General features: G+C 62.6%; 8 protein-coding genes. 5 read left to right on the forward strand and 3 right to left on the reverse strand.

Features of this window, described 5'->3' with window-relative positions:
* Position 1 precedes the first annotated feature (1 nt).
* On the forward strand, positions 2-2143 hold the full coding sequence (gene pnp, locus EV679_RS12850; protein WP_068369960.1) for a polyribonucleotide nucleotidyltransferase: 2142 nt from the start codon (positions 2-4) through the stop codon (positions 2141-2143).
* Between the two features lie 203 nt (positions 2144-2346).
* A complete protein-coding gene (locus EV679_RS12855) occupies positions 2347-3222 on the forward strand; it encodes a PaaX family transcriptional regulator (protein ID WP_083969545.1) in 876 nt (291 codons plus the stop codon).
* 166 nt (positions 3223-3388) lie between these two features.
* Here EV679_RS12855 and EV679_RS12860 read toward each other — a convergent pair whose 3' ends face one another.
* On the reverse strand, positions 3389-3952 hold the full coding sequence (locus tag EV679_RS12860) for a helix-turn-helix domain-containing protein (RefSeq protein WP_068369957.1): 564 nt from the start codon (positions 3950-3952) through the stop codon (positions 3389-3391).
* 313 nt (positions 3953-4265) lie between these two features.
* On the opposite strand from EV679_RS12860, the gene EV679_RS12865 reads away from it, so the two are divergent.
* Entirely contained in the window at positions 4266-5171 is a 906-nt protein-coding gene (locus EV679_RS12865) for a DMT family transporter (protein WP_068369954.1), read from the forward strand.
* A gap of 453 nt (positions 5172-5624) precedes the next feature.
* Positions 5625-6650: an extracellular catalytic domain type 1 short-chain-length polyhydroxyalkanoate depolymerase gene (locus tag EV679_RS12870; RefSeq protein WP_130487427.1), complete on the forward strand. Its 1026-nt coding sequence runs from the start codon at positions 5625-5627 to the stop codon at positions 6648-6650.
* A gap of 89 nt (positions 6651-6739) precedes the next feature.
* On the opposite strand, the gene EV679_RS12875 is transcribed toward EV679_RS12870, so the two are convergent.
* On the reverse strand, positions 6740-7945 hold the full coding sequence (locus EV679_RS12875) for an amino acid aminotransferase (RefSeq protein ID WP_068369949.1): 1206 nt from the start codon (positions 7943-7945) through the stop codon (positions 6740-6742).
* Between the two features lie 151 nt (positions 7946-8096).
* On the opposite strand from EV679_RS12875, the gene uvrB reads away from it, so the two are divergent.
* Positions 8097-10124: an excinuclease ABC subunit UvrB gene (gene uvrB / locus EV679_RS12880; protein WP_130487428.1), complete on the forward strand. Its 2028-nt coding sequence runs from the start codon at positions 8097-8099 to the stop codon at positions 10122-10124.
* A 95-nt stretch (positions 10125-10219) separates the two neighbouring features.
* Here uvrB and EV679_RS12885 read toward each other — a convergent pair whose 3' ends face one another.
* Positions 10220-11665, reverse strand: coding sequence for an MFS transporter (locus EV679_RS12885; RefSeq protein ID WP_068370113.1), 1446 nt, complete (start codon positions 11663-11665; stop codon positions 10220-10222).
* Between the last annotated feature and the right edge of the window lie 566 nt (positions 11666-12231).

Here is a 12231-nt window from a genome sequence, read left to right on the forward strand (position 1 = left end):
AATGTTCAATAAAGTGACCAAGTCGTTCCAGTACGGTCAGCATACGGTGGTGCTGGAGACGGGCGAGATTGCCCGCCAGGCCTCCGGCGCCGTGCTGGTGTCCATCGAAGATACCGTCGTGCTGGCAACTGTTGTCGCAGCGCGCAAGGCCAAGGCCGGTCAGGACTTTTTCCCGCTGACTGTCGATTACATCGAGAAAACGTATGCGGCCGGCCGCATCCCCGGCGGCTTTTTCAAGCGCGAAGGCAAGCCTTCCGAAAAGGAAACGCTGACTTCCCGCCTGATCGACCGTCCGCTGCGCCCGCTGTTCCCGGAAGGTTTCTACAACGACGTCCAGGTCATCATTCATACGGTTTCGGTCAATCCTGAAATCGACCCGGACATCGCCGCCATGATCGGCGCTTCTGCCGCGCTGGCCATCTCTGGTATTCCGTTCAACGGTCCGATCGGTGCCGCACGCGTTGGTTACATCGACGGCAACTATGTGCTGAACCCGACTGCCAGCCAGCTCAAGACGTCTGCGCTGGATCTGGTCGTGGCCGGTACGGAAAACGCCGTGCTGATGGTCGAGTCCGAAGCACAGCAGCTCAGCGAAGAAGTGATGCTGGGCGGCGTGGTCTATGGCCACGAGCAAATGCAGGCCGTCATCAATGCCATCCATGAGTTGGTGGAAGATGCTGGCAAGCCGGAATGGGATTGGCAAGCTGCGCCGCGCAACGAAGCGCTGATCGCGGCCGTGACTGCCGTGGCCGAAAACGGCCTGAAGGCGGCTTACTCCATCCGCGAAAAGCAGGCGCGCACGGCGCAACTGCGCGAAGTGTACGCTGACGTGCATGCCAAGCTGGCCGAACAGGCTGCACAGGCAGGGACTGCTGCGCCCGATACGGTTGAAGTCGAAAACATTCTGTTCGACCTGGAAGCTCGTATCGTCCGTTCGCAGATCCTGAGCGGCGAGCCGCGTATCGACGGCCGTGACACGCGCACGGTGCGCCCGATCAGCATCCGCCTGGGCGTGCTGCCCCGCGCGCACGGCAGCGCGCTGTTCACCCGTGGTGAAACGCAGGCGCTGGTGGTTGCCACGCTGGGCACCAAGCAGGACGAGCAGATCATCGACGCGCTGATGGGCGAGTACCGCGACCGCTTCATGTTCCACTACAACATGCCTCCGTTCGCGACCGGCGAAACGGGCCGCGTGGGCGTGCCCAAGCGTCGTGAAATCGGCCATGGCCGCCTGGCGAAGCGTTCGCTGGTGCCGCTGCTGCCCGCTCATGAAGACTTCCAGTACAGCATCCGTGTGGTGTCGGAAATCACCGAATCCAATGGTTCCTCGTCGATGGCTTCGGTTTGCGGCGGTTCGCTGGCCATGATGGATGCCGGTGTGCCCGTGAAGGATCACGTGGCTGGCGTGGCCATGGGCTTGATCCTGGACGGCGGCAAGTTCGCCGTGCTGACGGACATCCTGGGCGACGAAGATCACCTGGGCGATATGGACTTCAAGGTGGCGGGTACCGAAAACGGTGTGACCGCACTGCAGATGGACATCAAGATCCAGGGCATCACCAAGGAAATCATGCAAGTGGCGCTGGCTCAGGCCCGCGAAGGCCGCCTGCATATCCTGGGCAAGATGAAGGACGCTCTGGGCGGTTCGCGCCAGGAGCTGTCGACCTTCGCACCGCGCATGCTGCAGATCAAGATCAATCCTGAGAAGATCCGTGACGTGATCGGCAAGGGCGGCGCCACCATCCGTGCGCTGACCGAAGAAACCGGTACGCAGATCGACATCTCGGACGATGGCAGCATCACCATCTCCAGTGCCGACCTGGATCGCGCGAAGGAAGCCCAGCGCCGCATCGAAGAAATCACGGCGGACGTGGAAGTTGGCCAAGTATATGAAGGCAGCGTACTGCGCCTGCTGGATTTCGGTGCCATCGTTCAGGTGTTGCCGGGCCGCGACGGCCTGCTGCACATTTCCGAGATCGCGAACTATCGCATCGCCAACATCAACGATGTGCTGAAGGTTGGTCAGGCAGTGCGTGTTAAGGTGATCGAGGCCGACGAAAAGGGCCGTCTGCGCCTGTCGGTGAAGGCGATCGGCGGCATCGAACAGCAGGGCGGCCCGGCCGCTCCTGGCGCTGCCCAGTAAAGTCCAGGTGTTCCTGTGCCGGGCGCCTGAGAGGGTGCCGGCAACGGGAGGCAGTGACTTGCATGCCCCAGTGGCTGGAGAAAATCCGGCGACTGGGGTTTTTTACATGATGGATGAGGGATGGTGCGGGCAGGTTGAGCTGCAGCTGCGTCCTTGGACTCGCATAGGTGGTACCAGAGTCAGTACCTTGGGAAGGAGTTGGGGTGTCCAGCGCTATCGACGAAATTATCGCGGGTCGAGAGCCCGGCGGGCATGAGCAACCCGCGCACCATCGCTATGTCGTCACGGTGTTCGGTATCTATGGCCGGCCGGCAGGCAAGGCCATTCCTGTTGCTGCCCTGGTGCGCCTGTTGTCCGAACTGGGCTACGAGCCTGCCAGTGTGCGTTCGTCTATTTCCCGTCTGAAGAAAAAAGGCGTGTTGATCAGCCGCAAGGTGGGCGGCGCCAGTGGCTATGCCCTATCCGATGGCCTTGAATCACATATGCTGGCAGGCGATGAACGTATCTTTTCGCCTCAGACGGCACGCTTGGCGGATTCCTGGCTGTTGGTGTCCTATTCCGTGCCGGAAAGTGAGCGGAAAAAACGTCACAAAATACGGGCGGGCCTCTCGCGCATGGGGTTTGGCAATGTGGCTCCAGGCCTTGGGATCGCTCCGGCTCGGATGCAGGCCGAGGTCGAGGCTTACATCCGCGAGCATGATCTGTGGCCGTATGTCGAATTTTTCGTTGCGGAACCCGTGGGGTTTGGCGATTTGCGCGACAAGACGGCCCAGTGGTGGAACCTGGCTGCCATTGAGGCCGAATACGAGGCGTTTGTACAAACCTACGGGCCGGAAAGCGAGCGCTGGCTGGGTTCTGTGCGTGAAGACCCGGATGTCTTGCGCGAAGCGTTCAGGCTCTATGTGCCCATGGTGACGCAATGGCGGCGCCTGCCGTTCCTGGACCCGGGGCTGCCGCCGGAGCTGTTGCCTGCCGAATGGCGCGGCATTGCCGCACGGCGGGTGTTCAGTGAACTGCACCGGGTGCTGAAGCCTCTTTCGGCGCGTTACGTCGACAGCCTGTCGCAAGCCTGTGTCTGACTGTCAGGCCTGGGCTGTATTCCATACGCCAGCAGTTCCTGTGCGTTGTCTGCCTGATACCCCTGTGTAATGGCACTGGCGGCAATCAGCGTATTGCCCGGAACCTGGGGCAAGTCATGCTGGCGCCAACGCCGCGCCCGCCTGCGGCGTTTTGTGGCCGCGGGAATCAGGGGTGTTCCATCAGCATGACGGCACTGGTGTCCGGAACCAGCGCTTCGAAGATATGGGTTTCATCCGCAGGATAGCTGGCGTAGTCGCCAGGGCCGAGTTCCACGGTCTGGTTGAGCGGGCCGACGCGCGCGCGGCCATGGCAGATGACAACATGCTCGGCAGTGCCGGACGGGTGGGGGATGGACACCCGGGGCTTGCCCGGTTGCGCGACCAGGCGGTACATATCGCGCTGCATGCCGGCCGGGCAAACCGCCAGCAGGGTTGCCACATAGTTGGCCTGTTCCGATGCCAGGGCCATGCCTTCGCCGGCACGCAGCACCTGTATCGGCGGCCTGGCGGGCGCAATCAGGCGCGTTACCTGGATTTCCAGTGCCATGGCGAGCGACCAAAGGGTTTCGAGACCAGGGTTGCCGATGCCAGCTTCGATTTGCGAGAGCGTGGATTTGGCTACGCCCGCTCGCTTGGCCAGTTCCGAAACTGACAGGCCCATGCGTTCCCGTTCGCGTCGCAACGAAGCGGAAAGAATAGTGATCGGAGAAGAAAATGGCGCTTCAGGCATGCATGAATCCTTGTTCAACGGGCTAGCCAGGCTATTTGACCATGACGTATTGCCGTGCGTGCTGTTGGATTAGTGATGCGCCGCGCCGGCGTGTTGTACAGGGCTGGTCCGAAGGAGGCCTTTCGGGCATGGGCAGGCTGGCCTGTCGGGCTTGGAGGAGTCTCTTTTTGTTCATTTTACAGAACGTTTGTTCAGTTTGGCGAACTTGGAATATTTGTCCATTATATCGTCCACTTGTTTTATTTATAGAACGGTGGTCTGGCACACCCTAGACTGGAGAGGTGCTGCAGACATGCCGATACATGGAAAAGAGATGGATAGACGGACAAGCGGCGTGGTGGAAATGATCGTGGCCATGGTGATTTCCGGCACGATAGGCTGGTTGGTACTGGAAACCGACATGCCGGTCATGACAGTGGTGTTCTGGCGTTGCGCATTCGGCGGCCTGGCCATGTTGCTGGCCTGTATCGTCCTGGGACTGCTGCGAGGTGCCTGGCCCGGCCGGGGCCAGGCGGCGCTGGCCGCGCTGGGGGGCGTGGCGCTGGTGGCCAACTGGTATTGCCTTTTTTCGGCCTATTCCTATTCATCCATCGCGCTGGCCACGATTACCTACCATACCCAGCCATTCATGCTGGTGGCGCTGGGGGCAATTTTCTTTGGCGAGTCGCTGAGGCTGCGCCAATTGGCCTGGCTGGCACTGGCGTTCTGCGGTGTGTTGCTGATCGTCGCCGGCGGCCAGCATGCGCAAGGCGATTCGCAGGCCTATCTGGCCGGAATCGGGCTGGCACTGGCCGCTGCGTTCTTCTACGCGGTGGCGGCAGCGATCACGAAACGCCTGCGCGATGTGCCACCACACTTGATCGTACTGATACAGATGGGTACTGGCTTGCTATTGCTCTGGCCTGCTGCCGCCGTTCCGCACGGGAGCAATGCGGCCGGTACCTGGGGGTTGTTGCTCATGCTGGGCTTTGTCCATACAGGCTTCATGTCCACCTTGCTGTATGGCGCCCTCCAGAAAATATCCACTGCCTTGGTGGGGGCGCTGTCATTCATCTATCCTGTCATGACGGTCATGGTAGATGCCTGGGTCTTCGACCATCGGTTGGGCCTGCTGCAATGGGCGGGGGCGCTGGCTATCCTGCTGGCGGTGGCGGGTATGAACTTCGGCTGGCGAGTGCCGGGTCTGCGCCGAAACGCTTCTGTAGCCGGCCAGGGGTAACACCGTTGTTCAATTGCGCCGCAACAGGTGGGGCGTGCATGCAGGCATGGCAGGCAATATGGCAAGGCAGGGTGACAAGGCGGCGTAGATTGGGGGGCGCATGGTGGCATGGGCGTGATGGCCATGAATAGCGCGAGAGCAACAGGCTGTAGCATGAATGAAGGCCAGCGCCGATATGATCGGTTGCGGGTACGCATTCTGCCATTGGTTTGAGCGTTCTCCCGGCCAGTGCAAACCGCCGAACCATGTCCGGTGTGCGGCGCTCAGCTTGCCTGGCATGGTCCGCGCCAGTACGGCACAAGGCGTCGTGCTGGAAAGCATCCGGGGTTGGTGGCATTCATGGAAACAACGATGAACACAGCAGCTGCATTGGTCTGTAGTGCTTTGGCAGGTACTAGCGTTCTGCCGGGCGGCCGGCAAGGATGCTCAATCATGCCGGCAGTCGGAGGCTGAATGGCCAGGCGACGGCGCCAACCGGCATTGGCCAAGATAATTTCCAGGAATCTGGCGGCTTTTACTCGCCAGGTCGTGAAAAACGGCGAAAAGGCAGCGCGCCAGGCCTGGCAGCCGGTAACGGCGGGATTCAAGGCGCCCGGAGGTGCGGGTGACTGGATCTCGGGAATAGCGGTCGGCCCGGCGGGTATGCGCCGCTTCCAGCTATACCGGCCGCCAGGCGCGCACGCCGGTGAGCGGCTGCCCTTGATGGTCATGCTGCATGGTTGCGGACAGAATGCGCAGTCTTTTGCGGCCAGCACGAGAATGAACCGGGTCGCGGCAAGGGAGCGCTTCCTGGTGCTGTACCCCGAGCAGGATCGCCTGTCGAATATGCAGGGTTGTTGGAACTGGTTCGATACCCGTACGGGGCGAGCCCAGGGAGAGGCGGCCCTGATCATGAGCGCGATAGACCAGGTTTGCTTGCTGCATGGCGCGGACAGCAGCCGCGTCGCGGTCGCCGGGCTGTCTGCCGGCGCCAGTATGGCGGCCCTACTGGCAGTGCGCTATCCCGCGCGTTTTGCTGCACTTGCGATGCATTCGGGCATTGCGCCGGGATGGGCGGATTCCAGCCGCTCGGCGGCACGCGCCATGCGTGGCCAGCTGGCCCCTGACGAAGCCCCGGACCTGACGCTCATGGATACCAGGGAGGCCTGGCCGCCCTTGCTGGTCATCCAGGGGAGCCTGGATGCGGTCGTATCGGGCAACAATGCGCAGGCAGCCGTCGGCCTGTGGACAGGCATGGCAGGCGCGCGTGCAGGCAGGCCGCGCGAGGTACAGCGTGGCAAGCGCCGGGCCATGACCCTGACGGATTACAAAAGTGCGGGAAGATTGGTGGCGACGCTGGCGCTGGTCCAGGGCCTGGGGCATGCCTGGAGTGGCGGTGCTGCCGCACAGGCATTCAGCGACCCGGAAGGGCCGGATGCCGCCCGCTTGATATGGACCTTCTCGGCCCGTCGTTTTCGCGACCGCCCGTCATCAGGCTGAGGCAGGCGCCGTGCGGCGCCTGCCTCGCAGGGCGCAAACCGGCCGCCACCTGGACGCACCGGGAGGTGGGCCAGGTGGCAGGGGCGGGATCAGCCCTTGATGACGGCAGCGATGGCGTTGGCCACGGCGTCGATGTTGCCGCTGTTCAGGGCGGCAACGCAGATGCGGCCGCTACCCACGGCGTAGATGCCGTGGTCCACGCGCAGCTTTTCGACCTGGTCGGCCGTCAGGCCGGAATAGGAGAACATGCCGCGTTGTGCCTTGACGAAGCTGAAGTCACCGGGCACGCCGGCCGCAGCCAGCTTTTCCACGAGCTGGGCGCGCATGGCACGGATGCGGTCACGCATGCCGGTCAGTTCCTGTTCCCACTCAGCAAACAGTTTGGAGTCGCCCAGAACGGTAGCGACGACGCGGCCACCATGCGTGGGTGGGTTGGAGTAGTTGGTGCGGATGACGCGCTTGATCTGGCTCAGCACGGCCTTGGCTTCGTCGCTGTTGGCGGCAACCATGGTCAGCGCGCCGACGCGCTCGCCGTACAGCGAGAACGATTTCGAGAACGAAGAGCTGATGAACAGCGTCAGGCCCTTGTCGGCAAACAGGCGAACGACTGCGCCATCTTGCTCCAGACCGTCGCCAAAGCCCTGGTAGGCGATGTCGAGGAAGGGAACCAGGTTCTTTTCCTTGACGATTTCGGCGATTTCGTCCCATTGCGCCAGCGAGGGGTCCACACCGGTCGGATTGTGGCAGCACGCGTGCAGCACGACGATGGTGCGGGCCGGCAGGGCGCGCAGGCTGGCCTTCATGCCTTCGAAGTCCAGGCCATGCGTGGCCGGATCATAGTAGCGGTAGGTCACGACAGGGAAGCCGGCGCGGGTGAACAGCGCGCGGTGGTTTTCCCAGCTGGGATCGCTGATGGCGACTTGCGCGTCAGGCAGCAATTCCTTCAGGAAATCGGCGCCGACCTTGAGGGCACCGGTGCCGCCCAGGGCTTGTACCGTGACCAGGCGGCCGGATGTCAGCAGCGGGGAATCTTGGCCAAACAGCAGCTTCTGTACACCGCTGTTGTAGTCGCTCAGGCCGTCGATGGGCAGGTAGCCGCGTGCGGCAGCCTTGGCGGTCAGCGCTTCCTCGGCTTGCTTGACGCAGTTGAGCAGGGGCAGGCGGCCCTTGTCGTCGTAATACACACCAACGCCAAGATTGGCCTTGTTGGGACGGGTGTCCGCTGCGAACTGTTCGTTCAGACCCAGGATTGGGTCGCGCGGTGCGACTTCGACGGATGCGAAAAGTGAACTCATGATGGAAGGGAGAGTAGAGAAGATGGACGCAGTGATGCGTGACAGGGATAATGTAGAGCTTTCCCCGACTTAAAAGTCTAGCATGAGCACAGCGGCCTCTTCCGATGATTTTTCAACGCGGCCCGATGGTGAGGGCAATGAAAGCAGCGGGATGACCCACGGCGGTGAGGGCGTGTTCCAGCGTTTTCCCGGTAGCCCGTTCCTGTTGCACCAGCCCTATCCGCCGGCCGGCGACCAGCCGAACGCCATCGAGGCGCTGGTCGAAGGCGCCAACGACGGCTTGATGCGCCAGACTTTGCTGGGTGTGACGGGCTCCGGCAAGACCTACACCATGGCCAATGTCATCGCCCGCCTGGGGCGGCCCGCATTGGTGTTAGCCCCCAACAAAACGCTGGCGGCCCAGCTGTATGCGGAAATGCGCGAGTTTTTCCCGCGCAATGCGGTCGAGTATTTCGTTTCCTATTACGATTACTACCAGCCCGAAGCCTATGTGCCGTCCCGGGATCTCTTCATCGAGAAAGACTCGGCGATCAACGAGCACATCGAGCAGATGCGCCTGTCGGCGACCAAAAGCCTGCTGGAGCGCCGTGATACGGTGATTGTTGGCACGGTGTCGTGTATCTACGGTATTGGTAATCCGGGCGATTACCATGCAATGGTGCTGATCCTGCGCACTGGCGATCGCATTGGCCGCCGTGAAGTGCTGGAGCGCCTGGTGGCGATGCAGTACACGCGCAACGACGCCGAATTCACGCGGGGCGTGTTCCGTGTGCGTGGCGACACGATAGACATCTTTCCGGCGGAAAGCGCGGAGCTCGCCGTGCGCGTCAGCATGTTTGACGACGAAGTCGAAACGCTGGAACTGTTCGATCCGCTGACCGGGCGCGTGCGTCAGAAAATTCCGCGCTTTACAGTCTACCCTGGGTCGCATTACGTGACGCCGCGTGAAACGGTGTTGCGAGCCATAGAAACCATCAAGCAAGAACTGAAGGAACGCCTGGCGCTGTTTGTCGCGGACGGCAAGCTGGTCGAGGCGCAGCGGCTGGAGCAGCGCACCCGTTTCGACCTGGAAATGCTGCAGGAGCTGGGCTTTTGCAAAGGGATCGAAAACTACTCCAGGCATTTGTCCGGTGCAGCGCCCGGCGATCCCCCGCCGACGCTGATCGACTACCTGCCAGCAGATGCCCTGATGTTCATCGACGAAAGCCACGTCATGATGGGGCAGCTGGGCGGGATGTACCGGGGTGACCGTTCACGCAAGGAAACGCTGGTGACCTACGGTTTCCGGCTGCCTTCGGCGCTGGACAACCGCCCGTTGAAAATGGATGAGTTCGAGGCGCGCATGCGCCAGTGCGTCTTCGTTTCCGCCACGCCCGGCCCCTACGAGAACGGGTCGTCGGACAACGTGGTCGAGCAGGTGGTACGCCCCACCGGCCTGGTGGACCCGGTGGTCGAGGTGCGGCCGGCCATCACGCAGGTGGACGACCTGCTGGGGGAAATCCGCTTGCGCGTGGACCAGGGGGATCGCGTCCTGGTGACCACGCTGACCAAGCGCATGTCCGAGGAACTGACCGAGTACCTGACGGAAAACGGCGTCAAGGTACGCTATCTCCACTCGGACATAGATACGGTCGAACGGGTGGAAATCATCCGGGACCTGCGCCTGGGGGTGTTCGACGTGCTGGTCGGCATCAACCTGCTGCGTGAAGGGCTGGATATTCCGGAAGTGTCGTTGGTGGCGATTCTGGATGCGGACAAGGAAGGTTTCCTGCGGTCCGAGCGCAGCTTGATCCAGACCATCGGCCGGGCGGCGCGCAACCTGAACGGCAAGGCCATCCTGTACGCCGACCGGGTGACGGACTCCATGCATCGCGCCATTGGCGAGACAGAGCGCCGCCGGGCGCGCCAGGTGGCCTATAACGCCGAGCATGGCATACAGCCGCGCGGTGTGCACAAGGCGGTGCGCGAACTGATCGACGGCGTGGTAGCGCCGAGCAAGGAACTGGACGTCGCGCCTGCCTATGATATGACCGGCATTCCCCAGGATGAAAAAAGCCTGGCGCAGGAAATCCGCCGCCTGGAAAAGGCGATGCTGGAACACGCCCGCAATCTGGAGTTCGAGCAGGCGGCCGCTGCCCGCGACGCACTCAAGACGCTCAAGGAAAAAGCTTTCCGTTGATGGCTTGGCGAACTGCTGGCAGCCGGTCCTGGACCCATGCTGCCGGGTGAAGGCCGTGAGGCTGTCCGGCAATACGGCCATCTGGCCGCATAGGCTCAGGCGCCTGGAGCGCGGCGCAAGTGTTCGCCGCTGCTGGCGGCCATGCGCATGACATCGACGACTCCCAGGACGGCGATCAGCGCGACACACACCAGCGCAAAGCGGTAGCTCAGTGCGGGGACGTGCTCCCAGGCCGGGAATTGAGGCGCCAGGCGGCTTTGCAACCATTCGCCCAGGCGGATGCAGATTGCGCCAAAGGCGATACCCAGGCCCAACGCCATCTGCTGGATGGTGCTGGCCAGGGTATTGGCAGCCGCCATCTGTGGCGCCGGCACATCGGCAAAGGCCAGGGTGTTGATGGCCGTGAACTGCATGGAACGGCACAGGCCGCTGACGAACAGCACGGCGACGATCACGAACGTGGGGGTGGCAGGGGTCAGCATCGCGCAGGCCAGCAAGGCGAGCACGTTCAGGATGCCATTGATGGCCAGGATGCGTTTGAATCCATGCCGATGCAGCAGGCGCGTCGTGAACAGTTTCATGGACAGGTTACCCGCAAATACTGCCAGCACCAGCATGCCTGCTTCCACGGCGCTCAGGCCGAATCCCAGCTGGAACATCAGCGGCAGGATGAAGGGCAAGGCATTGATGGCCAGGCGAAAGCAGCTGCCGCCACGTACTGATACTGCATAGGTGGGAATACGCAGTGGGGCGAGATCGACCAGCGGATGCCGGGTGTGCAGCAAATGGCGCACCGTGATCGCCAGCAGTAGCGCACCGCCAGCCAGATAGGCGAGGATAGCGCTGGTTCCTGCGCCCAGACCGGCCAGTTCCATGCCATAAAGCAGCCCGAGCAAGGCCAGGCCGCTGCCCAGGAAGCCGATGAGATCAAAGGGGCGGGGCTGGTCTGCGCGCATGCCGGGAATCAGCAGCCAGGCGGCCAGCAGGGCCAGCAGCCCGATGGGTAGATTGATATAGAAAATCCAGCGCCAAGAGGCATAGGTGGCGAACAGGCCGCCAAGAGGCGGTCCCAGGACCGGCGCGATCAGCGCGGGCCAGGTAATCATGGAGATGGCCGCAATCAGTTGCTGCTTCGGTGTGTGGCTGAGCACGACCAGCCGTCCCACCGGCACCATGAGGGCGCCGCCCATGCCTTGCAGCACGCGCATCGCGACGAATTCCGGCAGGCTGTCGGCTTGCGCGCACAGCAGCGAGGCCAGGGTGAACAGAACGATGGCGCAGCAGAATACCCGGCGTGCACCCAGCCTGCCGGCCAGCCAGCCGCTGGGCGGAATACAGACGGCGAGTGTCAGGAGGTAGGCGCTGACACCGAGATTCAGGTCGACGGCGGAAACCCCGAAACTGAGCGCCATCTGCGGGAGCGCCGTCACGATGATGGTGCCGTCCAGGTTTTCCATGAACATCACGGCGGCGACCAGCAAGGCGATCAGAGCCGGGCGCGGCGGCCGCGAGGCATCAGAGTGGCTGGAGGAGGGAGGCATGCTGGTCATCGGAAATAACGGTAGGCAGGCAAGCAGCGTTGGTGCTTGGGGCGTTCAGGTTGGCAGATGCCCGGGCTGCAGGCCAGCGCACAGGACGGCACCAGCGCTGCTTGCTGCCGCAGATTTTTAGGAACGTGAGAGACGAAGCGATCCCTGGCGATGGCCGCGATTCTAGCATTCGGCCATCGGCCAGTTTAAAGCTCCGGTGGGCCTGCGGGTCTCGTGCCCGTCTGCAGCCAGTATCCGTACTTGCGCCAGTTCAGGAAAAAAAGAGCCCTCACGTTTGAACGGCACGCCGGAAGTTGGACACTTATCTGATCCCTGGGATGCAGTGCACTTGCAGCCCAGGGGGAGCTTGGGGCGGCGGCCCTGCGATCAAAAAGGCTCTCCTCACGCTGCGCCTTCGGCTTGCTGCCCCCCGGGGGCGTATTGGTCTTGGGGCGGTCCTGCGATAAAAAACGCCCCGGCGCCCGGAAACTTGCGTCCGGGCGCCGGGGCGTGAGCCGACTGCCTTGCACCGACTGGATGCAGAGGGCAGGCTGGCGCGCCGGATAGTGTCTATGCGG

Source organism: Kerstersia gyiorum, from assembly GCF_004216755.1.
Taxonomy (GTDB): Bacteria; Pseudomonadota; Gammaproteobacteria; order Burkholderiales; family Burkholderiaceae_B; genus Kerstersia; species Kerstersia gyiorum.